This window comes from Aeromonas sp. s13, assembly GCF_040907905.1.
Classification (GTDB): Bacteria; Pseudomonadota; Gammaproteobacteria; order Enterobacterales; family Aeromonadaceae; genus Aeromonas; species Aeromonas veronii.
On the sequence record NZ_JBFOCS010000026.1, the window covers coordinates 20,370 to 45,760 of the forward strand.

General features: G+C 60.4%; 22 protein-coding genes. 6 read left to right on the top strand and 16 right to left on the bottom strand.

Translation table 11 applies throughout. From position 1 onward, the window contains the following. Positions 1-8: 8 nt before the first annotated feature. The gene (gene metH, locus AB5Y82_RS03460; protein ID WP_368173668.1) at positions 9-3,704 is read right to left on the bottom strand and encodes a methionine synthase; all 3,696 of its coding nucleotides are present in this window, start codon (positions 3,702-3,704) and stop codon (positions 9-11) included. Between the two features lie 216 nt (positions 3,705-3,920). Here metH and AB5Y82_RS03465 point away from each other — a divergent pair, with 216 nt between their 5' ends. Next, on the top strand, positions 3,921-5,198 hold the full coding sequence (locus tag AB5Y82_RS03465) for a sodium:proton antiporter (protein ID WP_021231596.1): 1,278 nt from the start codon (positions 3,921-3,923) through the stop codon (positions 5,196-5,198). A 505-nt stretch (positions 5,199-5,703) separates the two neighbouring features. Beyond that, a complete protein-coding gene (locus AB5Y82_RS03470; protein ID WP_005340085.1) occupies positions 5,704-5,880 on the top strand; it encodes a hypothetical protein in 177 nt (58 codons plus the stop codon). Positions 5,881-6,033: 153 nt separating this feature from the next. On the opposite strand, the gene AB5Y82_RS03475 is transcribed toward AB5Y82_RS03470, so the two are convergent. Further along, positions 6,034-6,531, bottom strand: coding sequence for a GNAT family N-acetyltransferase (locus AB5Y82_RS03475; RefSeq protein WP_064338887.1), 498 nt, complete (start codon positions 6,529-6,531; stop codon positions 6,034-6,036). Between the two features lie 128 nt (positions 6,532-6,659). Next, positions 6,660-7,481, bottom strand: coding sequence for an HDOD domain-containing protein (locus AB5Y82_RS03480; RefSeq protein WP_019446506.1), 822 nt, complete (start codon positions 7,479-7,481; stop codon positions 6,660-6,662). A gap of 169 nt (positions 7,482-7,650) precedes the next feature. Between AB5Y82_RS03480 and AB5Y82_RS03485 the strand changes: the two genes are divergently transcribed. Continuing rightward, positions 7,651-7,917 carry a hypothetical protein gene (locus tag AB5Y82_RS03485; protein WP_005348674.1) on the top strand — a complete coding sequence of 89 codons (267 nt, stop codon included), beginning with the start codon at positions 7,651-7,653 and terminating at the stop codon, positions 7,915-7,917. A gap of 73 nt (positions 7,918-7,990) precedes the next feature. Here the strand turns inward: AB5Y82_RS03485 and aphA are convergent, their stop codons facing one another. Then, positions 7,991-8,710, bottom strand: a complete 720-nt coding sequence (gene aphA / locus AB5Y82_RS03490; protein ID WP_368173664.1) for an acid phosphatase AphA — start codon at positions 8,708-8,710, stop codon at positions 7,991-7,993. Positions 8,711-8,816: 106 nt separating this feature from the next. Beyond that, positions 8,817-9,491: an adenine nucleotide alpha hydrolase gene (locus AB5Y82_RS03495; protein ID WP_139440820.1), complete on the bottom strand. Its 675-nt coding sequence runs from the start codon at positions 9,489-9,491 to the stop codon at positions 8,817-8,819. 166 nt (positions 9,492-9,657) lie between these two features. Between AB5Y82_RS03495 and AB5Y82_RS03500 the strand changes: the two genes are divergently transcribed. From AB5Y82_RS03500 to AB5Y82_RS03510, 3 genes are all read left to right on the top strand, one after another. Next, a complete protein-coding gene (locus AB5Y82_RS03500) occupies positions 9,658-10,977 on the top strand; it encodes an MFS transporter (RefSeq protein WP_005348661.1) in 1,320 nt (439 codons plus the stop codon). Positions 10,978-11,114: 137 nt separating this feature from the next. Beyond that, positions 11,115-11,837: a MarC family NAAT transporter gene (locus AB5Y82_RS03505; protein WP_005348656.1), complete on the top strand. Its 723-nt coding sequence runs from the start codon at positions 11,115-11,117 to the stop codon at positions 11,835-11,837. Positions 11,838-11,996: 159 nt separating this feature from the next. Beyond that, positions 11,997-12,200 carry a hypothetical protein gene (locus tag AB5Y82_RS03510; protein WP_005340062.1) on the top strand — a complete coding sequence of 68 codons (204 nt, stop codon included), beginning with the start codon at positions 11,997-11,999 and terminating at the stop codon, positions 12,198-12,200. Positions 12,201-12,332: 132 nt separating this feature from the next. Here the strand turns inward: AB5Y82_RS03510 and tldD are convergent, their stop codons facing one another. The 11 genes from tldD to AB5Y82_RS03565 all read right to left on the bottom strand — a co-directional run. Beyond that, complete coding sequence (gene tldD / locus AB5Y82_RS03515; protein ID WP_042052567.1) at positions 12,333-13,781, bottom strand: metalloprotease TldD; 1,449 nt, start codon at positions 13,779-13,781, stop codon at positions 12,333-12,335. 178 nt (positions 13,782-13,959) lie between these two features. After that, positions 13,960-14,766, bottom strand: a complete 807-nt coding sequence (locus AB5Y82_RS03520; protein ID WP_335841747.1) for a carbon-nitrogen hydrolase family protein — start codon at positions 14,764-14,766, stop codon at positions 13,960-13,962. Positions 14,767-14,785: 19 nt separating this feature from the next. Further along, on the bottom strand, positions 14,786-15,373 hold the full coding sequence (locus tag AB5Y82_RS03525; protein ID WP_335841746.1) for a nucleotidyltransferase domain-containing protein: 588 nt from the start codon (positions 15,371-15,373) through the stop codon (positions 14,786-14,788). Then, on the bottom strand, positions 15,370-15,702 hold the full coding sequence (locus AB5Y82_RS03530; protein ID WP_335841745.1) for a Dabb family protein: 333 nt from the start codon (positions 15,700-15,702) through the stop codon (positions 15,370-15,372). The genes AB5Y82_RS03525 and AB5Y82_RS03530 overlap by 4 nt, the downstream gene beginning before the upstream one ends. A gap of 34 nt (positions 15,703-15,736) precedes the next feature. Continuing rightward, positions 15,737-19,630, bottom strand: a complete 3,894-nt coding sequence (locus AB5Y82_RS03535; RefSeq protein ID WP_368173665.1) for a YhdP family protein — start codon at positions 19,628-19,630, stop codon at positions 15,737-15,739. After that, positions 19,631-21,100 (bottom strand): ribonuclease G, encoded by a 1,470-nt coding sequence (gene rng / locus AB5Y82_RS03540; RefSeq protein WP_005340056.1) that lies wholly within the window; start codon positions 21,098-21,100, stop codon positions 19,631-19,633. 95 nt (positions 21,101-21,195) lie between these two features. Beyond that, a complete protein-coding gene (locus tag AB5Y82_RS03545) occupies positions 21,196-21,783 on the bottom strand; it encodes a nucleoside triphosphate pyrophosphatase (protein ID WP_368173666.1) in 588 nt (195 codons plus the stop codon). Positions 21,784-21,785: 2 nt separating this feature from the next. Continuing rightward, positions 21,786-22,271 carry a rod shape-determining protein MreD gene (gene mreD / locus AB5Y82_RS03550; protein ID WP_005340054.1) on the bottom strand — a complete coding sequence of 162 codons (486 nt, stop codon included), beginning with the start codon at positions 22,269-22,271 and terminating at the stop codon, positions 21,786-21,788. Then, positions 22,271-23,161, bottom strand: coding sequence for a rod shape-determining protein MreC (mreC, locus tag AB5Y82_RS03555; RefSeq protein ID WP_005340053.1), 891 nt, complete (start codon positions 23,159-23,161; stop codon positions 22,271-22,273). Before mreC ends, mreD begins: the two co-directional genes overlap by 1 nt. Before the next feature lie 42 nt (positions 23,162-23,203). Further along, entirely contained in the window at positions 23,204-24,244 is a 1,041-nt protein-coding gene (locus AB5Y82_RS03560) for a rod shape-determining protein (RefSeq protein ID WP_005340051.1), read from the bottom strand. A 204-nt stretch (positions 24,245-24,448) separates the two neighbouring features. Continuing rightward, positions 24,449-25,391, bottom strand: a 943-nt coding sequence (locus AB5Y82_RS03565) for a DUF6701 domain-containing protein (RefSeq protein WP_368173667.1), incomplete at its 5' end; no start/stop codon positions are given.

Below are 25,391 nucleotides of genomic sequence, written 5' to 3' on the forward strand. Positions count from 1 at the left end.
CGCGGGAGTCAGTTCAGGTTTGGCCCCAACCAGCGCTCGGCCTCTGCCAGCGTCATCCCCTTGCGAACAGCGTAATCTTCCACCTGATCTTGCTGGATCTGCGCCACCGCGAAGTATTTGCTCTCGGGATGAGAGAAGTACCAACCCGATACCGCCGCCCCCGGCCACATGGCGTAGGATTCGGTGAGCTGCATGCCGATAGCCTGCTCCACCTCCAGCAGCTCCCAGATGCTCCCCTTCTCGGTGTGCTCCGGGCAGGCCGGATAACCGGGCGCCGGACGGATGCCCTGATAGTTCTCGCGAATGAGCTCCTCGTTGCTGAGGGCCTCGTCGGGAGCATAACCCCAATGTACCTTGCGCACCTGCTCGTGCAGATACTCGGCAAAGGCTTCGGCGAGACGGTCGCACACCGCCTGAATGAGGATGGCGTTGTAGTCGTCGTGCTGCGCCTTGTAGGCCTTAGCGATGGCCTCCTCACCGATGCCGCCGGTCACCGCGAAGGCGCCGATCCAGTCGGGCTTGCCGCTCTCTTTCGGCGCCACATAGTCCGCCAGACAGTAGTTGGGGAAGCCCTGCTTCTCGCTTTGCTGACGCAGGTGGTGCAGCACCTTGATCACTTCTGTGCGGGACTCGTCGCTGTAAATCTCGATGCTGTCCCCTACCGCGTTGGCCGGGAACAGGCCGACCACCCCGGCGCAGCGCACGCTCTGATCCTTTTCCAGCTGATCCAGCATGGCGTTGGCGTCGGCAAACAGCTTGGTCGCTTCCTCGCCGATGATCTCGTCCTCAAGGATGCGCGGATACTTGCCCGCCAGCTCCCAGCTGAGGAAGAACGGCGTCCAGTCGATGTAGGGGCGCAACACCGAAATGGCCACATCTTCGAACTTCTGCACCCCGAGCTCGCGGGGCTTGGGTGGCTGGTAGCCAACCCAATCCATCTGATGCCGGTTGGCGCGGGCATGGGCCAGACTGACCGGGCGGGAGCGCGGCTGCTTGCGGGCATGCTGATCCCGGGCAATCTCGTACTCCTTGTCGATGCGGGCGACAAATGCCTCCTTCAGATCCGGGCTGAGCAGGCTCTGGGCCACCCCCACCGCGCGGGAGGCGTTGGAGACATAGACCACTGGCTCCGAGTAGTTCTGTTCGATCTTCACCGCAGTGTGCGCCTTGGAGGTGGTGGCACCACCGATCAGCAGCGGCAGCTTGAAGCCCTGACGCTCCATCTCTTTGGCCACGTGCACCATCTCGTCCAGCGACGGAGTAATGAGACCCGACAACCCGATGATATCGGCGCCGACCTCCCGCGCAGTCTTGAGAATGGTCTCGCAGGAGACCATGACCCCGAGGTCGACAATCTCGAAGTTGTTGCACTGCAGCACCACCCCGACGATGTTCTTACCGATGTCGTGCACGTCCCCTTTCACGGTCGCCAGCACGATTTTGCCATTGCTGGAGCCGCCCGATTTTTCCGCCTCGATATAGGGCTGCAGGTAGGCCACCGCCCGCTTCATCACCCGCGCCGATTTCACCACCTGCGGCAGAAACATCTTGCCCGCGCCGAACAGGTCGCCGACCACGTTCATGCCATCCATCAACGGCCCTTCGATGACGTGCAGCGGCTTCTCGGCGCCAGCGCGCGCCTCTTCGGTATCCTCTTCGATAAAGTCGGTGATCCCCTTGACCAGTGCGTGCTCCAGCCGCTTGCCCACCGGCCAGCTGCGCCACTCCTGATCCCGCGGATCCTCAGCCTGTGCACCGGCACCGCGATACTTCTCGGCGATGGCCAGCAGCTCCTCGGTGGCGTTGTCATTGAGGTTGAGCACCACAGCCTCGACCTTCTCTTTCAGCTCCGCCGGAATGTCTTCATAGATGGCGAGCTGACCGGCGTTGACGATCCCCATGTCCATACCGTTCTTGATGGCGTGGTAGAGGAAGACGGCGTGAATGGCTTCGCGCACCGGCTCGTTGCCGCGAAACGAAAACGAGACGTTGGAGACGCCGCCGGAGATCATGGCGTGAGGCAGATGCGTCTTGATGTCCTTCACCGCCTCGATGAAGTCCACCGCGTAGTTGTTGTGCTCGTCGATGCCGGTCGCTACCGCGAAGATATTGGGGTCGAAGATGATGTCTTCCGGCGGGAAACCGACCTGATCCACCAAGAGCCGGTAGGCACGCTGGCAAATCTCGAACTTGCGGGCACGGGTATCGGCCTGCCCCGCCTCATCGAACGCCATCACGATGACGGCGGCACCGTAGCGGCGCAGCAGTTTCGCCTGCTGAATGAACTTCTCCTCCCCCTCTTTCATGGAGATGGAGTTGACCACCGGCTTGCCCTGCACGCACTTGAGGCCCGCCTCCAGCACCTCCCACTTGGAGGAGTCGATCATCACGGGCACCCGGGCGATATCCGGCTCACCGGCGATGAGGTTGAGGAAGCGCACCATGGCCGCTTCGGCGTCCAGCATCCCCTCGTCCATATTGATGTCGATGATCTGGGCGCCGTTCTCTACCTGCTGCTTGGCAACATCGAGCGCCTCGTCGTAGAGCCCCTCCTTGATCAGCCGCTTGAACTTGGCCGAACCGGTGACGTTGGTGCGCTCCCCCACGTTCACGAACATGGATTCAGGGGTAATGATCAGCGGCTCAAGACCCGACAGGCGGCAGGCCACCGGCAGCTCGGGCAGTACGCGCGGCTTGATGCCCGCCACGGCGTTGGCCATGGCGCGGATATGGGTCGGGGTGGTGCCGCAGCAGCCACCGACCAGGTTGAGAAAGCCGCTTTGGGCCCACTCGCGGATATGCTCCGCCATCTCGACGGCATCGAGATCGTACTCGCCAAACGCATTGGGCAGACCGGCGTTGGGGTGGGCGCTGACGCAGGATTCGCTGATGCGCGACAGCTCCTCCACATACTGGCGCAGCTCATCTGGCCCAAGCGCACAGTTGAGGCCGAACGAAATGGGTTTGACGTGGCGCAGCGAGTGGTAGAAGGCTTCGGTGGTCTGGCCGGAGAGGGTACGACCGGAGGCATCGGTAATGGTGCCGGAGATCATCACCGGCAGGCTGTAGCCCAGCGCCTCGAAGACCCCTTCCACCGCGAAGGCGGCGGCCTTGGCGTTGAGGGTATCGAAGATGGTCTCGATCAGGATGATGTCGGCGCCGCCCTCGATCAGGGCATGGGTCGATTCGGTGTAGGCGGCCACCAGCTGGTCATAGGTGACGTTGCGCTTGCCGGGATCATTCACATCCGGCGAGATGGAGGCGGTGCGGTTGGTGGGGCCCAACACCCCTGCCACGAAACGCGGCTTGGCGGGATCTTTTGCCGTCCACTCGTCTGCCACGGCGCGGGCCAGACGGGCGGCTTCACGGTTGATCTCGGCCGAGAATTCTTCCATCTCGTAATCGGCCATGGCGATGCGAGTGGCGTTGAAGGTGTTGGTCTCGAGAATGTCGGCCCCGGCAGCGCAATACTGCTCGTGGATCTCGCGGATCACAGCCGGACGGGTCAGCACCAACAGATCGTTGTTGCCCTTGATGTCGGTATGCCAGTCGGCAAACCGCTCACCACGATAATCCGCCTCCCCCAGCTTGTAGCCCTGGATCATGGTGCCCATGGCCCCGTCGATGATCAGGATCCGCTCCCGGAGGCAGGCTTCCAGCTTCTTTGTTACGTCCGACTGCTTGCTCGGCTCTCTGCTCGACATTACGTTCGACACCGCGTGTTCCTCTTACATCCATGCAACTGCGTAAACAGCATCCTAACAGCAAACAAATAAAATGGAAATCTAGCCGTCTATCAGTCCAAATGCGCCACCATATACTCATTTATGGGTAATGAGTAACATAGGGCCCGAGAGTAACCTATGCCCGTCCTGCATAGGGATACGTGCTTGCTGTCTACCAACGAGAAAAAAATAACTATGAGCGTCTACTACACACTCTGTTTTCTGGCAGCGTTGGCGATTTTTATCGCCTTTGCCAACCAGTATGTTGTGAAGATCCAGACCACCATCGCCATTACTGCGGGCTCCATGCTGATCTCCGCACTGCTGGTGCTGTTTGGCAAACTGGGTTGGTTCAATCTGGAACCTCTTGCCGTCAAGACCATGGAGAGCATCGACTTCCAGAACTTCCTGCTGAAGGGGATTCTGGGCTTCCTGCTGTTCGCCGGTGGCCTCGGCATCAACCTCAAGGCGCTGCGTAGCCAGAAGTGGGAGATCACCATTCTGGCCATCATTGCCACCCTGCTCTCCACCTTCCTCATCGGCTACGGCTTCTGGTTTATCGCCAAGCTGCTGGGCTGGGAGTTGCCGCTGGTCTACTGCATGCTGTTCGGCGCGCTGATCTCCCCCACTGACCCGATTGCCGTACTGGCCATCGTCAAGAAGATGAAAGCGCCGCCCCAGATCGCCATCCAGATCGAAGGGGAATCCCTGTTCAACGATGGTGTTGGCCTCGTCATCTTCGCTACCGTGTTTGCCGTCGCCTTTGGCGGTGTCGAGCCCACCTTCGGTAGCGTGGCCGGTCTGTTCCTGCACGAAGCCCTCGGCGGCATCCTGTTCGGCGCCGTGCTGGGTCTCATCGCCCACGTGATGATCAGCGCCACCGATGACGGTTCATTGGAGCTGCTGCTGACTCTCTGTATCCCGACCGCCGGTTTTGCCTTTGCCAACATGATCGGCGTCTCCGGCGCACTGGCCATGGTGGTCACCGGCATCATGATCGGCAACTGGACCCGTCACTCCGGCTTCTCCGAGCAGAGCAGCCATCACCTGGATCACTTCTGGGAGTTGATGGACCAGTTCCTCAACGCCCTGCTGTTCCTGCTGATCGGTCTGGCGCTGGTACTGCTGGATCTCGCCTGGCGTGACTGGATCCTGCTGGTCATTGCGGTGCCGCTCTGCCTGGGTGCCCGCTTTATCAGCGTGTCGCTGCCCTATGTGGCTTTCCGCCGATTCCGCAATTACAACACCTTCTCGGTGCGGATCCTCACCTGGGGTGGCCTGCGCGGTGGTCTGGCGATGGCGATGGCACTGGCACTCCCCTCCGGTGTCATGATGATCCCGGAACATGGCGTCGACCTGCGTCAGGTCATCCTGGTGATGACCTACTCGGTGGTGATGTTCTCCATCGTGGTGCAAGGCATGACCATCACCCCGATGATCACGGCTGCCAAGAAGGCCTGTGGCGACTACTGAGTCGGCCCCCTGTGCTGATTGCAGAATGAGAGAGGGCTCCCGTCGGGAGCCCTCTTTTTATGGCGGATAGTTGCGAATATTTGCTGCTGATAGCACCTTGATTACACAGAGGAAAAGCGTACTGACTTCAACATCGGCAAATTATTGTTTGCTTTTTATTCATTTCGAGGAGAGAATGCGCGTCGGCTAGTTAATCAGCCTGTTTATGTTTGCCCTGCAATGCTTCACCTCACGATGAATCCTGCCAGTACCCGCATAACCTTCTTCTGATTTACTCGCCTTGAGAACCGTCAGGCTGTCTGCCTGCGTTGCCCGGCTCTCACGGTGCAGACCCGATCTGCCCACCCAATTTGATTTATGCATCAGCATATTCCTTGAAAGTGCAGACGCCCCTTAACCGGGCTGGGTATTCCTGCGCGCTTGTCGTTCACCCAATCGACCGCGCCCATTGACCTGACATTTGCCAATACAAGGAGCAAACACTTAATTTATATAGAGAAATACCATGATGAAAGCAGTACAAACACACAAGCCCCTGCGTCGCAGCAAACCCATCAACCTGCCTGTGCAAGAGCACGACAATGATGCGTTTCTGATCCAGTTCAGCACCCGCTTCAGCGGCGGTTTCGCCATCTCCTGTGATGGTATCGCTGGCGAGTTCTCCATCGAAGACCTCAACTGATCCTGCCTGCCCTCCGGCAGCGCCCGATGCAGACAGGCCGCAACTCACGGCGGCCTCTTTGCTTCTCTCACGCCTTTCGCCAGACCCGGCCTCTTGCTTGTCACTCAGCCTGACAGCCACCTCGCCATTCGCTTTTCAGCTCTCTGACCTTGATCACTGCTCCAGCAGCAGGCACTCATCGGCATCTTCGCTCAATTTGACCAGTCGACTGCGCACCAGCCCCAGCTTGGCCAGCAGGCCGATGGATCGCTCGTTGCCCGGGGTGACGATGGCAACTACCTGCCCGATCCCCAACCGGCTTTTGCCATCGGCAAGGGCGGCCTGCGCCGCTTCAATGGCGTAGCCCTGACCGCGATATTGCGGCAGGAAGGCATAACCGATATCGACCTGCTCCAGGGTATCTCGCTTGATCAAACCGCAGATACCGAGGCTGGCACCGTCCTCCTTGCGCTCCACCAGATAGAGTCCGTGACCATAGCGGGCATAGCTGACCGCCGGCCCCTGCTGGATATACTCCTGCGCCTGCTCCAGGGTGCGAATGCCCCGATCACCGATGTAACGATAAAAGTCGCCGTCATTGAGCAGCTCAAGGATGAAGGGGGCATCGGTGGCGATCATTTCGCGCAGGATCAGGCGGGCGGAGGCAATCATGGCAAGGGCTCTCAAACGGAAAGTGAAGGGCAAAGAGTGCCCCGTCACTCCCGGGCTGGCAAGCCTGTGGCACCATCGGCCATGAAAAAGGGGCCATGTTGGCCCCTGATGAGATGGGATAAACGGGCTCAGGCAGCCAGCAACCCGGCATAGCCATTACCCTGCTCGCGCAGCGCAGTGAACTGGGCAGCACAATCGGCCCAGCTCAACCCCAGCGCATCTGCCACCTTGTGGGGCCACTCGGGTGGCGCCTCTTCCCCCACATCGGATTGCGCAGCCAGCACGATCGCCAGATGGATCAACCCGGCCTCGGGAGAGAACTCCTTGGCCAGCATGGGGTTGTAGTGATACTCCACCGCATTGCTGATGGTCTCGGGGAACTTCCAGTAACGTGCCATGGCCGCCCCGACTTGGGCATAGTTGAAGCCGACCACCAGCTCTTCCGCCTTGGCCCGCCCCTTGTGCAGCTCCAGATCGTGAATGTGGTGGACAGTGTTTTCCGGCAGGCCCACATGCATCACCAGTCGGCCGAGATCGTAGAGCAGGGCGCAGGTAAAGACCTCATCCCCCTTCATCCCCTTCTTCACCGCCAGACGACGGGCCAGCTCCGCCACATTGAAGACGCAGCCCCAGAAATGTTTGAGGTCAATGCCGGGCACCGCAGTGACCGATTCGGTGAGCCCGCAGGCCAGCACCATGTTGCGCACCATCGCCAACCCCAGCCGCACCGCGGCTTCATTGACGGTGCCGATCTGACGACTGCTGCCGAATTTGGCCGAGTTGGCCAGCCGCAGCAACTTGGCGGAAATGACAGGATCCTTGTTGATCAACTTGCTGATCTTTAGCAGATCCGGATCCTTTTCATTGAAGGTCTGGATCAAATCGCGCATCACTTCCGGGATCTGGGGCAGTAGCTTGGGCTCGGCCAGCAGGGAATCTATCGTGGGCATAGGCGTGTCCATCCATGTTATCTGTGTTCCAACCTGTTTGCCTTGGCAAACTCCTCCTAATTATGGGTAACAAATGGCCTCCCCATCGGATTGTTTATTCGCAGGCTGTTCAAGGTGTTAGCCCCATTCAGGCTATACTGGCCGCCACATTCACTGTTGCGGATATCCCATGAACGACACTCAGGAATTTTTTGATGAAGACGCGCTGCTGGAGATGGTGGAGAACCAGCTCAACGACGGTCACCCGCCCCATGTGAAGGCGACTCTGATGCGACTGGTGATGAAGGGCACCCCGCGAGAAGAGGCGCTGCAATATATCGCCTGCGCCCTCGGGGCCGAGCTGATGGCGATGGAGGCCGATCAGGGCCCCTTCAATCTGACCCGTTACGGCGAGTTCCTCGATAGCCTGCCCGAGATGCCGTGGGCAGACGACTGACCCGAGCTGGATGACGGATGCAAAAAGGGCGGGTGCCAATGGCCCCGCCCTTGTCGCATAGATCAGCTCCGGATCAGAACTGGGAGTTGATGATCACCTCTTCCCCCAGCGCCCCTGCCAACGGCAGTGGCCGATAGCTGGAGTTGGCGGCCCGCAGTAGACGAATGCCGCGAATGCCAACCTCCTGCGCCGCCTTGATATCCCCGTCGGCGTCGCCATAGAAGAGCTTCATCTGCTTATCCTTTAGCCACTGCACCTTGGTGTTCTGGCCCGGCTGATCACCGGCGAAGATCACCGGATTGAGCTGGTCGGCCGGAATATTCATGGTCTGCTGCAGAGTCTGGCTCACGGTTTCGGTCTTGGTGGCCGAGCGACCGGTGACGAAATAGATGTGGTCGCCGCGCTTGAGGTGCATGGCGATGAGCGCCTTGCCCACCTCTTTCGGCATGCTGAACGCATCCCAGCCATTGTTCATCTTCTCCCAGAAGGCAGGGTTCTTCAGATAGCTCTCGTCGTTGGGCGAGAACTCCTGCTTGCCGCGATAAAAACCCGGACTGGAGAAGAGCAGGGTATCGTCGATATCAAACCCGACCGCCATCGGGGGCAGGCCATCCAGACTCTTGGCAATCTGCTCCACTGACACCCAGTGGATCGGCGCCTGCAGGGCCAGAGTGACTGTGGTGACACCGGCAGGGACCGGCTGAACGGTAGCGGCTTGACCCGCGACGGCAGGCAGAGAGAGGGCAGCAGCCAGCAAGGAGGCAAGCAGCGCCGGACGAGAGATGTGTTTCATAAGGCAGGTTGTCATCTTGAATCAAAAGAGGGGGCCAATAGTGCCCCCATCCCGCCTCTCAAATCTGTGAATGCTCCTGCAAAAGGGAGCATTTGACGCCTGATAATTAATCCTCGATTGGCAGCAGATCGGTAAAGACAAAGCCGTCGCGCAGCACTGTCTCGCCGACCCGAAGGCCGAGCGGGCGGGAGAACATGGGGCCATCATAGGCCAGGGTGTGAAACTCGCCGTTCTCGCCACATGGGTCAACGCCCTCCGGCAGCGCCGCCAGCAGTGCCTCGTCAAAATCGTGACCCCCCAGGCTGGCATCCAGCTTGTTTGGGTCGAGAGCACTGATCCGCGCCTTCAATCCAGCGGCCACCATCTGCGGCGCCAGTTCACGGGTATTGCTGCCCCACAGCGGGAACAGTGGTTCGATGCCGGTACCTGCCAGCTGCTTTTCACGGTAGGCGCGCACATCCTCGAGGAACAAGTCGCCAAAGGCCATATGGCGGATCCCCTGTGCCACCACATCAGCGATAAAGCCGGTCATGATGCGGGCGTAATCCTCGTTGCTGCAGGGCCAGGGCAGATCGATGGTGGTGAGGGGCAGCCCGACGCAGGCGGCCTGCTCGGTCAACAGCTGCTTGCGCACCCCGTGCATCGCCACCCGCTCGAATGCCTGATTGAGGGTGGTAAACAGCCCCACCACCTCGATGGCGGGATCTTGCCGCAACTGATGCAGTGCCCATGCGCAATCCTTGCCGCTGCTCCAGGAGAGCAGTACCCGTTTCTTTTCCATCATTCCTCCGCCAGCGGGGCATTCGGATTGCCCCAAAAAGATGCAAGACAGTGTTGCGAATTGCGCGATTTACACACAAGAGGCAGGCAGCATACTCTCGATCACCTGTATATGCCCCTTGCACGGGGTGACAATAACTAAAAAAACCGATGGGAAACATACGGATATGACCACAAGCACACAACAGCACGATCACGCCCGCCCCCTCAATCGACAGGATTACAAAACCCTGAGTCTGGCTGCCCTCGGCGGCGCGCTGGAGTTTTACGACTTCATCATCTTCGTCTTCTTCGCCGTGGTCATCGGCGAGCTGTTCTTCCCGGCCGATATTCCCGAGTGGCTGCGCCAGTTCCAGACCTTCGGCATCTTCGCAGCCGGTTATCTGGCCCGCCCACTCGGCGGCATCATCATGGCCCACTTTGGCGATCTCATCGGTCGCAAGCGGATGTTCACCCTCAGCATCATCATGATGGCGCTGCCGACCCTGTTGATCGGTCTGCTACCCACCTATGCAGTGCTCGGCATCGGCGCCCCCATCGCCCTGCTGGGACTGCGGATCCTGCAAGGCGCTGCCATCGGCGGTGAAGTGCCGGGCGCCTGGGTATTTGTCGCCGAGCACGTCCCTGCCCGTCGGGTCGGGGTCGCCTGCGGCACGCTCACGGCGGGATTGACGGCCGGCATCCTGCTTGGCTCCCTCATCGCCACCGCGGTCAACAAGAGCCTGACACCAGCCGAAGTGAGCGACTGGGGCTGGCGAGTGCCCTTCCTGCTCGGTGGTATCTTCGGCATCGTCGCCATGTACCTGCGTCGCTGGTTGCACGAAACCCCGGTCTTCGCCGAGATGAAAGCCAACAAGACCCTGGCCGATGAGCTCCCCCTCAAGTCGGTGCTGCGCAACCACAAGAGCAGCGTGGTGGTCTCCATGCTGCTCACCTGGCTGCTCTCCGCCGGTATCGTGGTGGTGATCCTGATGACCCCCACCTATCTGCAGAAGGTCTATGGCATCAGCCCGGCTGACGCCCTGACCGCCAACTCGCTGGCGATCGTTGCCCTGACCCTCGGCTGCATCGTCTATGGCCGACTGATCGACCTGCTGGGCAGCGGTCTCACCTTCATGTTCGGCTCCCTGCTGCTGGCGGGCTCCAGCTACGCCTTCTATCACGGTCTGGCGGCCGGTACGAGCCAGCTGGTGCCGCTCTATATGCTGGCAGGCTTTGCGGTCGGGATTGTCGGTGCCGTGCCTTATGTGATGGTCAACGCATTCCCGCCGGTGGTGCGCTTCTCCGGTCTGTCATTCTCCTACAACGTGGCCTACGCCATCTTCGGCGGCCTCACCCCGATGGCGGTGACCCTCTGGATGAAGAGCGACATGCTGGCCCCCTCCCACTATGTGGTGAGCTTGTCTGTACTGGGTTTCGCCATCGGTCTCTGGCTCTGGTTCCAGCAACGGGCCATCCGGCAGCAGCAAGCACCGCAAGCGGCCTGACCCGAACAACAAGCCCCGGTATCTGCCGGGGCTTTTTTGTACTGCTTATGTTCAGTTTCGCCAGCATAAGATAGCCTCCCTCTGGGGCCTGCCACCCGCATCGCCCCATGGCTCCAACTCTTTATCCGAGGCTCAAGATGTTCTTTCAGGTCGTATTACTCACCTTGCTGGCGCTGCTGCCCATGGTCAACCCGCCCACCACGGCCACCCTGCTGCTGGGACTGAGCAAGGGGATGTCGCGCGAACACGTGCGCCGTCAGGTCAATCTGGCCGCCATCTATCTGTTCTGCACCCTCTGCATCACCTTCTTTATCGGATCCTCGATCCTGGATCTGTTCGGGATCTCCATTCCGGGCTTGCGCCTGGCCGGTGGTCTCATCATCGGCTTTATCGGCTTTCGCATGCTGTTCCCCGCCCCCAGCCAGCAGAGCGGGGTCGATATAAACCAGAGCATTGCCTTCGTACCGCTCACCATGCCCAGCATGTGCGGGCCGGGCACCATGGCGCTGGTAATAAGCGGGGCAGCCCAGATTGCCGAGCTGCCTGACGAGTACAACCGCCTCACCATCTACGCCGGTGTGGTAACGGCGTTTGCCCTGATGAGCCTGATCAGCTGGGGGGTATTGAAGCTGGCGGATCCGGTCTGCAAGATCCTGGGCGCCACCGGCATCGATGCCATGACCCGTATCATGGGCTTCCTGCTGGTCTGCATGGGTATGCAGTTTTGCATCAACGGCATCAAGGAAGTAGCACAGGATCCGGTATTCCACGGCGGCCAGACCGTGCAAACCGCACCGGCGCTACCAAAGGCTTCCGGCACGTTTGATCAGTTGCCGCAGAAGCCCACCGGCTCTGATTGAAAACGGTATCAAAAAGTCCCTGACGATCTGCACTGATCTTGTTCCTGATCATGTTATTGACACACAAATGAGTTAGTTTGTTTTTCATACAGACTGTATTCAGATGGACGCTGATAGGTTTGTTGATGAATACCCACTCAACTTCAGGAGAGTATGCAGATGGACAAGATGCTGACCGAAATAGGGAGCCATAGCCTGTTTCACGAGTACCTGAACGTGGTTGGGATTGCGAGCCCATCCCTCGCCAAGATCGAGCAACGCTGGGAATATAAAGATCAAGAGCAGCTGGTTGCCAAAATTCAGATCGACAAACAGGGTAACGCTCGCTATTTCATCGACGCCCGCGCCATATCCGTCAACTGATACCGAATAACCCGCCAGCCCCGGTCCAACGACCGGGGCTTTTTGTTGCCTGTGGTTCCCTGAATAGCCAAACCCCGGCAAGAGCCGGGGTTTGAATGCGTCGGGTTACGCCGCTACGCGGCTAACCCAAACCTACGAAGTGCCACCCACGGTGAGCTGATCCAGTTTGAGGGTGGGCTGGCCGACACCGACCGGCACGCTCTGCCCCTCCTTGCCGCAGATGCCAACCCCGCGATCCAGCGCAAGATCGCTGCCCACCATGGAGACCTGGCTCATCGCCTCGGGGCCGTTGCCGATCAGGGTCGCGCCCTTGATGGGAGCGGTGATCTTGCCATCCTCGATGAGGTAAGCCTCGGAGGCGGAGAAGACAAACTTGCCGGAGGTGATGTCCACCTGGCCGCCACCGAAGTTGGGAGCATAAATGCCCTTCTTCACCGAGGCGATGATCTCGGCCGGATCGTACTGACCCGCCAGCATGTAGGTGTTGGTCATGCGCGGCATCGGCATGGCAGCGTAGGATTCGCGGCGCCCGTTGCCGGTGAGCGGCACCCCCATCAGGCGAGCGTTCTGCTTGTCTTGCAGATAACCCTTGAGGATACCGTTCTCAATCAGCACGTTGTAGCCACCCGGTGTCCCCTCGTCATCAATGGAGACGGAGCCGCGCCGACCCGGCAGGGTGCCATCATCGACGATGGTGCAGTGCTTGGAGGCCACCTGCTCGCCGATGCGACCAGCAAATGCGGAAGATCCCTTGCGATTGAAATCCCCCTCCAGACCATGACCTACCGCCTCGTGCAGCAGCACGCCAGGCCAGCCGGAGCCCAACACCACTGGCATGGTACCGGCTGGCGCGTCAATGGCTTCAAGGTTGACCAGTGCCTGACGCACAGCTTCACGCACATAGCCAAAAGCGCGGCTCTCCAGCCCGTCCAGTTCGAGGAACCAGTCGTAACCAAAGCGCCCGCCGCCACCGGCACTGCCACGCTCGCGGCGATCGCCCTTCTCGGCGATCACAGTCACCGACAGACGCACCAGCGGACGCACATCGGCGGCCAGGGTGCCGTCGGTGGCGGCCACCAGCACCTCTTCGTAGACGCCGCTGATGGAGGCCATCACCTGATTGATGGCGGGATCCAGACTTCTGGCGAACTTGTCCATCTGCTCCAGCAGGGCGATCTTCTGATGCTTGTCGAGGGTCTGCAGCGGATCCATGGCCGGATAGAGCAGGTTTGCGGAGGTTCTGGCCCACGCCTTCACCTTGCCGTGAGCACCTGCGGCGGCGATGCCGCGAGCGGCAGTCACCGACTGTTGCAGGGCCAGCAGGCTCAGCTCGTCCGAGTAGGCGAAGCCGGTCTTCTCGCCGCTGACGGCGCGCACACCGACACCCTGATCGATGTTGTAGCTGCCATCCTTGACGATGCCATCTTCCAGCATCCAGGACTCGTGCCAGCTGCGCTGGAAATAGAGATCGCCGAACTCCACCTGATGGCTCATCAAGCTGCCGAGCAACTGCTGCAGGCGCCCTTCGTCGAGGTCGTTCGGGGCCAACAGGGAGGCACTAACCTGGCTCAATAGACTCAATCTTCTTCTCCAATCTCGACGTGAGATGTCGTAACGGTTAATTCATCCGGTGTGGCCCGGTGTTCAGTTCGTATTCGCAGGGTGCAATGGGCGCCGTGAATGGCGCCGCCAACCCCAAGATCGGCACAGGTGCAATGCGCTTCGCTTGTTGCACCCTACGTCGATCAACACCCCGGGATCACAGCAACCGGGCATGCCTCAGCACTGGCATGGTGCGTTTCAATTCATCGATAAGCCCGGGCTCCATCTTTGCCAGCACTGTGCCGCGCCCGGACTCTTTGCTCGCCAGCACCCGACCCCAGGGGTCGATCACCATGCTGTGGCCCCAGGTCTGGCGCCCTGTCTCGTGAGTGCCGCCCTGATTGGCAGCGACTACGTAGCACTGGTTTTCGATAGCGCGAGCCCGCAGCAGCGGCTCCCAGTGCGCCTCGCCGGTCACGGCGGTAAAGGCGGCAGGCACCAGCAGCACGCGGGCACCGGCACGGGCCAACTGACGGTAGAGCTCGGGAAAGCGCAAATCATAACAGATCGAGAGGCCGAGGGGACCAAAGGGAGAGTCCACCAACACAGGCTCTTCCCCCGGGCTGAAGGTCTCCGACTCACGGTAGCGACCGTGATTATCCGCCACATCCACGTCGAACAGGTGGATCTTGTGGTAGTGGCCCCTGAGCTCACCGCTTGGGTCAAACACCAGCGAGCTGGTGTGGATATGGTCGGAACCAGAGATGGTGGTCGGCATGGCTCCGGCCACCAGCCAGATGCCGTAATCGCGAGCCCATTCAGCCAGTTGCTGCTGGATCGGGCCCTCACCTATGGCCTCAGCCCCATCCAGATAACCCTGCCGCTCGCCAAACAGGGCAAAGTTCTCCGGCAGCAGCACCAGCAGCGGCCGATCCTTGGGCAGCATGGCCAACTCGGTGGCGATCTGCTCCCGGTTATCCTGCCAGTGACGGTCAGATACCAGCTGTATTGCGGCTAACCACATGACGTTCTCCTTGTCCGCATTAATCGCGATCCACAATATTCGGGTCTTTATCCATCTCGCCCAGCAGCTTGCGAAGATGATGCCTGACCAATCCCCGCTGGCCACGCTCCGCCCATTTGAGGCAATCGAACAACTCCCAAACCAGGCCATCCCCTTCGGCCATATAGGCAGGAAAGTCCCAATGGCTTGGGGCAGGGCCAGATACCTCCAGCGCACCAAGGGAGGAAGTTTTATCGAACAGTGGCAAATAAGGTTTGGCAAGGGGGAACTCAGCCCCCCGATCAAGGATATGGATCTCGATGCTGGACATATCGAGGAAGATGACGCGCCAGTATGAACAGACCTCTTCATGTCTTCCTTGCCAGCAGTGAAAGATGGGCCGATCCCCCACAATGGTGCGCACCAGTTCGTCTCCCTGCTTATGGAAGCCCGGCTCGGCCAGCAGCAAGAGATCGACGTCGGATACCCTGTCTGCCTTGCCCTTGGCGAGCGACCCAACCACTACCCCAGCATCAATCGCAGGATGAGCTGCGCCATGTTTCATAACCGATTCCAGCAGTGCGCGCTGCAGTGGCGGGATGGCAGCCCAGTGCTCATCCACCATCATAACGGCCCCTCTGACACAACCCGATCCCCCGCCTGCAGGGTGTAATCCAGCACTATGATGCGCTCCAGCACCGGACGGAAGATGGCCTTGAGGGCATCGTGATCCGGGTGGGGCAGATAGCGCTGGCGGGCCGCTTCGTCGGCGAAGGTCATCAGCACGCTGTGGGTAAACCCCTCGGCTCGCCCCTCCGGGCTGTCATCACGACCCCACTCCACGGCGGTCACGCCGCTGACCTGATGGGGAATTGTAAGAAAGGCGGTACGCACCGCGTCTATCTGGGCAGGCTGGGTGCCCGGCTTGAAGGCGATCAGCAGGATATGTCGGATCATGGCTCACTCCTTGTGATGATGCCGGGCCGCTCGTTCAGCGCTGAGCGGGCCCCGCGTGTTTGGGGCTCAGCAGGAAAGGGGTCACCTCTTGGGTCGGCAGGCTGGGAGCAACGGCATCTACCGCCTCTTTCTGCTGCTGGTTGAGCTTGATGCGCGCGCGATCTCGTCCCGCCTCGATCAGCTTGGGTGCGTCGAGCGGGCCCGAGATGCGAAAATCGATACGGGTCACCACATCCACTACCGGCTCCAGCAGTTTGGAGAGGGCCAGCACATAGAGACCCGTGACCGGCGTGATGGAGAAGGCCGCTACCACCGGCAGGGTGCCCCCCAGATTGGGGGAGAAGCTCAGCTCGTAGTCGAGCTGCCAGCGCACCAGATCGGCGATCCCCTCGCCGCGCAGGTTGCCTGCCGCCCCCTTCATATAGAAATCATCGTTGCTGACCTGCCCCTGCTTGATGGTGGCAGAGGCGGACATGGATTCGAAGTAGAAGCCCTTGTCGAACACATCGCGAAAATCGAGCCGCAGTTTGCGCAGCAGGGAATCGAGGCTGAGCAGGGAGAGCAGCCGTGCCCCCTTGTCGTTGACCTCCCGCAGGGTGCCGCCCTCCAGCTGATAGTTGGCACTTCCCCCCAGAGTCGGCAGGTTCGGACGATAGGGCACATCCTGCCAGTTCAGATCAAAAGCGAGGGAGCCGGGGGCATCGCCGATGGGCGAGGTGTAGCCGAGCCGCTTGAGCAGCAGCTCGCTGTTGTTGCTGGTCAGCTTGCCACGAGCGCGGGTCTGCATCCGGTTGCCATTGGCCAGCCAGTCGACGCTGCCGGTGAGCTGACTCCCAGCCAGCCGCACATCCAGCCCCTTGAGGGTCACCTTGTTGGCGCCGGGCACCAGCTCCCCTTTCACTTCACCAAGAGGCAGCTCGCCAAAGCGGCAATCGACACAGCTCACCTTCAACCAGGGGATGGATGCCATGATGGCGTTGTCCTGCTGCGCATCGGGATCCGGGCTGAGATCCGAACTCTTGCCGGACCAGTAGATACGGGCAAACTTGGCATCCACCGGACGATTGGCTACTGCAGGCAGGCGGATCACCCCCATCACATCGGGGCTGTCGATCATCACTTCGGTCGCCTGATTGGTCGGCCCCACGGTGAAACGCGCCGCCTTGAGGGTGGCACTGCCGATATAGGCGCGAGCCAGCTGTCCATCCACCCACCACTCCTGCGGCAGGAAGGCGGGGCCAACCACCGCATTGCCAGTCTGGTTCTGCGCTGGCAGCCACTGCTTGAGTCGCGCCAGCCAGCCACCGACATCGGCCTCCTGCTGGTTGATGGCAAGCAGCATGGGGGCATCGCGCATTACCCGGGCGCCCGGCTGACCCACATCGACCCGCACCCGGCTGAGATAAGGCACCCCTTCGCCGTAGACCAGTCGGGTCTGCATATCCACATCAGCCCCCAGCACGGCACGAATGTCGGCGCTGCCATCCCGGCCACGAGCGATCACCTTGAGCGGCAGCCGGCTGGCACTGCTCTTGGCCAGCGGCAGCGGCAGATCCAGCCCCATCCCCTGCAGGTTGGAGTCGAGCGCCAGCTGGAAGCTGAACGGCTTGCTCTCGGGCAGGGTCAACCCGAGCTTGCCGCCCCAGTTGCTGCGACCGTTGAGGATACCGTACGAGGAGATGGCAGCGGGCTGGCGCCGGCTATCCCACTGCCCCTTGAAATCGAGGTCGACCTGATAGTGATCCGGATGCTGGCGCCCCTGATAGTCGAGGGTCAGCGGCTGGTTCCACAGGCTCGCCTTGAGGTTGCTGAAACGGGTCTGCTCGTTGTCATATTCGAGGCGCCCCTGCACCTTCTCCAGCGGCAGATCCAGACTGGCAACCCGCACCTTGTTGTTGCTGAAGGTGGCATCGCCGCTCGCCTTCACCTCGCTCTCGCCATCGAGAGGAATATCGAGCTTGACCGAACCGGCCATCGGGCCGCGGATCTCGATCTCCCGCAGCGCCTGTCCCACCGAACTACCCAGCGGGGAGTCCTGCAGGTAGTCGCTGATGGCCTTGCCCTCCCCCTGCACCTTGGCATCCACATAGAGGTGGGCGCCGGGGGAGAGATCCGGGATCCAGGCATGCACCGAGTCGGAACTCGCCTTGCCGAGTTTGGTGGATCGGCTGCGCATATCGAGACCGGCATTCTGGAACAAGAGATCGATCTGCAGGTCGGTGAGCGGTTGCCAACCGGGGAAAAACTCGTAGGTGGCCTGCTCCAGCGGCACCGCCACCTGGAAGATGCCCTTGCCGTTGTCGTAGGGAAAGTCCCTGAACGCGCCATACCAGAGCAGGTCGGCCCCCTTGGCCTTGCCCCCTTTGATGGCGCCGCTCAGGTAATCCACCAGCCCCTTGTCCATCGCCTGCAGCGGGAAGTAGCGATCCGCATGGCCTGCATTCTTCACATCGATGCGGCCGGTCAGGGCGAGGAAAGGGTGCTCGAACAGATCGAGGCGGAAACGGCTGGACAGGGTCAGATCCGGGTTATCCAGCGCGATATCCTGCCCGTAGAGCACCCAGCCCTGTTCCTCGCGCCACCAGTCGAGGCGGGCCGAGAAGTTGTCGACCGGGATCGGCATCTTGAAGTGACGGGCGGGATCCACCTTGTCGTTCGCCAGCGCCAATCTGGCGCTACCGCCGGTCGGGGTAAGCCAGAACTCGCCGTTGAGATCCTGCATCCCGGGTATATCCTGCCAGGCCTTGAGACGCACCTTGCTGAAGCGGCCACTGAGGGAGAGCTCCTGCCAGTCGGCATTGGCCAGCAGCGTCAGCTCCTGCACCGACCCCTGCGGATTGGTCTGGCGCAGGGTCTCGCAGAGTGTGGGGTAGAGCGCCGAGACCAGCTGACTGATCTGGGTGATCTTGTCGAACTCTATGCTGGGCAGATAGCCCTGCACCCGATCCCCGATCCGCTCCAGCTGCAAGCGGCTCTGCAACCAGGGTTTGCCATCCTGCTTGAAGGTGACGTTGTGGCTGGCCAGCTGCCAGTCGGTGCCCTCACGGCGCAGCTGGATCTTGCCACCATCGAGGCCGAAACGGTGCATCTCCCCTTTCTTGGGATCCTTCCAGATCAGGTAATTGTTGCCAAAAGCCAGCAGAGTATTGCCCAGCTTGCCGCTGTCAAACTCGCTCCAGAGCTGGAAGTCGAGCTGACCGGCAACCTTGGGTTCGCCCGCATGGATCTTGGCCAGGGTCGGGGTGATATCGAGCTGGCGGGCCCCCAGATAGAGTTGCCCCTTGAGGCGATCGAGCCGGGCAGTCGGGGCGTCCACATCCAGAATCAGATCGAGGGTGCTCTCGCCCACCCCGTTGATGAGGTAGGCCTTGCCGACCCCCTGATGGCGCTTGCCACGGTTCTGCCAGCGCAGCTGGGCGATGTCGAGGGCGCGCAGATCACCGAGGGAGGTGGTGACGCTGAGGCGGGTGTTGTGCACATCGAAGGTGGAGAGCTGGGTCAGCAGAAAGCGCAGCAGGGCGCCCTGCTGGGGATCGCCGGAAGGGCTGTCGTCAGCCGGTTGGCGCAAGTCGATGGTGATATCGCCATCGCTCAGGATCAGCTCGCCAAACACCGGCTTTAGCTCGTTAATGGTGCGCCAGAAGTCGAGATGCACCCAGGCTTTACCGAGCTGTACGGTAAAACGCCCCGAATCCGGGGCGATGGCGAGTTGCTGCAGTTCGAGGGCGGGCCCGGACTGTGTCCAGTCCAGCCCCACTTGCTCCACGCTGACCTTGAGTTGTGAATCACCCAGCAGAGTGTGGATCAGACTCTCCCGGTATTGATTCAGCAAAGGGCCCCCGACCCGTACCAGGGTGACCAGCATGGCCATCAGTACGAACAGAACCCCCAGGGCCAACCAGCCCCGACTCAGCCAGCGATAGACCAATTACATCATCACCACGTCGAACTGCTCCTGACCACAGAGGGGTTCGCTCACTACCCGCACCTGCTTGCCGATGAACACTTCCAGCTCCGCCAGACTGTGGGACTCCTCGCCATGGAGGTAGTCGGCCACGGCCGGGGCCGCGTAGACGGTGAACTGATCCGCATCATAGGCGCGATTGACCCGGATGATCTCCCGCAGGATCTCGAAGCAGACCGACTCCACCGTCTTGACCCGGCCGCGCCCTTTGCACTCGGGGCACTCGGAGCAGAGCACATGCTCCAGACTCTCGCGGGTGCGCTTGCGGGTCATCTCCACCAGACCGAGCTGGGAGAAGCCGTTGACGTTGGTCTTGGCGCGATCCTTTGAGAGCGCCTGCTCCAGACTGTGCAGCACCCGACGGCGGTGATCTTCCGACTGCATGTCGATGAAGTCGATGATGATGATGCCGCCAAGGTTGCGCAGGCGCAGATGACGGGCGATGGCCGCCGTTGCCTCGACGTTGGTGTTGAAGATGGTCTCTTCCAGATTGCGATGGCCGACGAAGGCGCCGGTGTTGATATCCACCGTGGTCATGGCTTCGGTCTGGTCGATGATGAGGTAGCCGCCGGATTTCAGCTCTACTTTGCGCTCCAGCGCCCGCTGGATCTCGTTCTCCACGTCGTAGAGATCGAAGATCGGCGACTCGCCGGGATAATACTCCAGCTTGCTGGCCAGCTCAGGCACGTACTCTTCGGTGAAGCGCTTGAGCTGATCGAAGCTCTGGCGCGAGTCAACGCGGATCTTGTCGAGCTCGGCGCCGACGAAGTCGCGCACTACCCGGAATGCCAGACTGGGATCCTCGTAGAGGATCTTGCAGGGTGGATACTTCTGCTTGCGCTCGAGGATCTTGCGCCACAGCCGTTTCAGGAAGGCAGCATCCTGCTCCAGCTCCTGCTCCCCCACCCCTTCGGCAGCGGTGCGGATGATGTAACCACCCAGCTCGTCCACATAACCGGCTACGGTGCGCTTGAGGCGCTCGCGCTCGGCTTCGGACTCGATACGCTGGGAGACACCGACGTGGGCACTGCCCGGCATAAAGACCAGATAGCGGGATGGCAGGGTGATATCGGTAGTGAGACGGGCACCCTTGGTACCCAGCGGATCTTTCACCACCTGCACCATGATGTCCTGCCCCTGACGCACCAGCTCGGCGATGTTGCCGACCTGGAACTGCTCCTTCTCCTTCACCGCCACACACTCGGTGTGGGGGACGATATCCGAGGCGTGCAAAAAAGCTGCCTTGTCCATGCCGATATCGACGAAGGCCGCCTGCATGCCGGGCAGCACCCGACTGATCTTGCCTTTGTAGATATTGCCCACGATGCCGCGTTTGGCCTGACGTTCTACATGCACTTCCTGCAGCAGACCGTTTTCGACCAGAGCGACCCGGGTTTCGGAGGGGGTAACGTTAACCAGCAGTTCTACCGACATAAGTAACCTTGCCTGTTCCAGTTTTGAATTCTATAGAGCCAATCCGGTACAACGCGCGCAAGGGAGAAACGCAGCAGAGCACAGCTGACGGGAAATTATTTGAGCTGTTCCAGATAATGCTTGATCAGCAAGTCTGTCTCCAGCAGGGGCAGGCCGACCACGGCGCTATAGCTCCCCTCGATGCGGCTGACAAACTTGCCGGCAATACCCTGAATGCCATAAGCCCCGGCCTTGTCACAGGGCTCACCGGTCTGCCAGTAGGCCTCGATCTCGGCCTCGTCCAGCTTGCGAAACGCCACGTTGGTGGTGACCAGACGCACGTCACAACGATCCTTGCTGGCCAGCGCCACCGCCGTCATCACCTGATGCACCTTGCCGGAGAGGGACTCCAGCATATCTTTGGCATCAAGCAGATCGGACGGTTTCTCCAGTACCCGGTCGCCCAGCACCACTATGGTGTCGGCACCCAGCACCGGCAACGCCGTCGGCGCACACGCCACGCCCGCCATCGCCTTGTCACGGGCGAGGCGGCAGACGTAATCCTGCGCCTTTTCACCCTCTTCCCGCTGCTCGGGCACATCCAGTTTCAGCACCTCGAAGCGGTAGCCAATCTGGGTCAGCAGTTCACGGCGACGGGGAGAAGCCGAGGCGAGATAGAGTTGTGGTTCGTTGTTTTTGTTCATATTTACCTGATATTGAAGCGGCGCCGCACCTTGCGCAGCACCAGAAACACCCAGGGCCATATTAGCATCGTCGTCAACGTCGACCAAAAGTAGGAGAAGTTGAGACTGGCCTGGCTAAACAGATGCTCGGCCCAGAATACCGTCATTTTACCCACCAGCGAGAGGCCACCGATGATCAGTGCCTGCTGCCAGAGGGAGAAGTTGCGGATCTTCTGGAACTGGAAGGCCGCCAGATAGGTGGTGATGGCCATCGCCATCGCCCGCACACCGAGGGTGCTGCCAAGCAGCACATCCAGCAGCAGGCCCGCCACCCAGGCGGTGCCGACGTTGGTCCGGTGCGGCAAGGCCAGTGCCCAGTAGATGAGCACCATGGCCAGCCAGTCCGGGCGGAAGGGGTCAAATTCGAAAGGAAGCGGCAGGATCGACAGGCTCAAGGCCAGCAGGATCGAAATCCAGATCCAGATCCTGCCGCTGGCGGGTTCTAGCATCAGCGAGTGGCTCCTGCGGCGGACGCAGCGGGAGCCGCCCGTTCGCCATCCTCATCATGTACTTCAGGCTTCTTGTCGGTCCACAGCAGCAGCAGATAACGCAGCCTGTCCAGCTCCACCAGCGGCTTGGCCTCGACCTGAGCGAAGGGCTTGCCTTCCACATACTCGGAGCGGGTCACAGTCGCCACCGGATAGCCTTCCGGGAAACGACCACCCAGACCTGAGGTGACCAGCAGGTCACCCACCTGAATATCGGTGTTGCGCGGCAGGTTGCGCAGCTCAAGCTTGTCGAGCTCGCCACTGCCGGAGGCAATGGCGCGCAAGTCGTTGCGCAGCACCCGCACCGGAATGCCGTGGCTGGAGTCGGTGATCAGCAGCACGCGACTGGTGGTGGAGCCCACGTGGAGCACCTGACCAATCACGCCCTGATCGTTGATCACCGCCTGACCGTTGTAGACGCCATCCAGCGCCCCCTTGTTGATCAGCACCTGATGGCTGAAGGGGTCAGAATCCACTGACAGCAGCTCGGCCACCATCTTGCGGGACTCCTTGTGCACCGGCGAACCGAGCAGCTCACGCAGCCGCTGGTTCTCGTGCTCCAGCTGATCCATTTTGAGCAGACGGGCACGCAGGGTAAACAGCTGTTGCTCCTGCTGTTTGGTCTGCTCGATGAGATCGGCGCGGGTCTGCACCTGGGTCGACATGGTGTCGAGCAGGGTACCCGGCGCATTGGCCATGTATTGCAGGGGACTGACTAACGAACTGAGGTAGACGCGGACATGGGTAAACACACCGAAGCGGGAATCCGCGACGATGGCAGCGATGGAGATGATGACGGCGAGAAACAACCGTAACTGAAGCGAAGGGCCTCTACCAAAAATGGGTTTCATGGGTCGTCAAAAAAGAGCCGGCACGCTGGCCGGCTTTGGGTCTTATTCGTAGTGGAACAGATCGCCACCGTGCATATCGATCAGCTCCAGCGCCTTGCCGCCGCCACGGGCCACACAGGTGAGGGGATCTTCGGCCACGACGACAGGAATGCCGGTCTCTTCCATCAGCAGACGGTCGATATCTTTCAGCAGTGCGCCACCACCGGTCAGCACCATGCCGCGCTCGGAGATGTCGGAAGCCAGTTCCGGCGGAGACTGCTCCAGCGCCACCATGACGGCAGCCACGATACCGGACAACGGCTCTTGCAGCGCTTCCAGAATTTCGTTGGAGTTAAGGGTGAAGCTGCGCGGTACACCTTCAGCCAGGTTGCGACCACGGACTTCAATCTCGCGCACCTCTTCGCCCGGATAGGCGGAGCCGATCTCGTGCTTGATGCGCTCGGCAGTCGCTTCACCGATCAGGCTGCCGTAGTTGCGACGGACGTAGCTGATGATGGCTTCGTCAAACTTGTCGCCACCGATACGGACGGACTGGGAGTAGACCACACCGTTCAGAGAGATGATGGCCACTTCAGTGGTACCACCACCGATATCCACCACCATGGAACCGGTCGCTTCGGATACCGGCAGGCCGGCACCGATGGCAGCAGCCATAGGCTCGTCGATCAGGTAGACCTCACGGGCACCGGCGCCCAGTGCGGACTCCTTGATGGCGCGACGCTCAACCTGAGTTGAACCGCACGGTACACACACCAGCACACGCGGGCTGGGGCGGAAATAGTTGTTGTCGTGAACCTGCTTGATGAAGTGCTGCAGCATCTTCTCGGTCACGTAGAAATCGGCGATCACGCCATCTTTCATCGGGCGGATTGCGGAAATGTTGCCCGGGGTACGGCCCAGCATCTGCTTGGCGGCATGACCGACAGCAGCGACCGATTTGGCGTTCCCGCGCTCTTGGCGAATGGCGACAACTGAGGGTTCGTTAAGGACGATCCCTTGATCTTTTACATAGATCAGGGTGTTGGCAGTTCCCAAATCGATCGACAGATCGTTGGAAAAGACGCCTCTGAGCTTTTTGAACATGGCTACGGGAAATCCTAAGAATTTGGAGGTGCAGAAAACCGGCTAACTTTACCAATGCCCACCCCAATCGGCAAGCGCTCAAACTGTCGCCAATCAATCAGGCGCGACAAAAATGCGAGTCATCACTCACTCGCACACGCTTGCAAACACTAATAAACAAGGATTTAGGGGGATGCTGTTGAGCCAGCCCCCCTTTCACATCATTTACTGCAATACTTCGCGCCGATAAATAATTCTGTCATTACCCCGGCTGGAGCCGAAAATGGCCTCACCTTGCAGGTTGCCGTCATTGGCACTCGTTGGGTCAGACAACCAGAGTGGCGATGATGGCTGTTTTGCCAAATCGACCTTGTAGGGGATGCGCACCGAGATGTCCGGCTTGGCAAAGTGGAACAGGATCTCCCCGTCTTTCGCCAGTGCAGCATCCCCACCCGGTGCAGAACTGCCCAACCCCAGCTTGATCTTGCGACCCGCCCCCAGATTCAGCTCGCGAGTCGCCGCATCAAAGGTGTGACTCGGATTGAGGAAAATGAACCCCTGATTGGCCAAAGAGAGCTGGGTACATTGATCTTCCTTGTTTTGCAGCCAGTTGCCCCCTTCGTAATATTGCATCTGCAGTGGAATGGCCAGCGGCGCTGAGGCCAGGCCGGCCGCCGTACCAGCCTGCAGGCGGCCGTACAACAGCTTTTGAGTACCCAGCAGCACCGCATTACACCCCGATCCTGAACATGTCCCAGCGACAGCAGTATTCATATTTGGATTAGCCAACCGTGTATTGCCGCCATCCTTATCATCGACTTTGAGACCAAAGCTCAACGTGGCGAAAGGTGCTTCTGGACTCGCTGCACGATCAAAGCGGGTATTCAGCCCCAAAGGTGACTGCTGATTTATACTGGCGACGCCACTTGCCCAACTGAGCGAGGGCGACAGCGTGATACGCTTGTCACGCGCAATGCCATCCAAAGCATTAGCCGCCACCATCTCAGCCACACCTTTAGCGAACGCCCCCTTATAGTTCTGTGTCGTCCCTTTCTGCAGATTGCGTGCAGTGAGGACAAAACCGCTGGCAAAGGGCTGGCTCATGTATGTAAAGGCATTGCAGGCAGGCGTGATAAAGCCATTACTCAAACTGTAATCCCAAGGGACA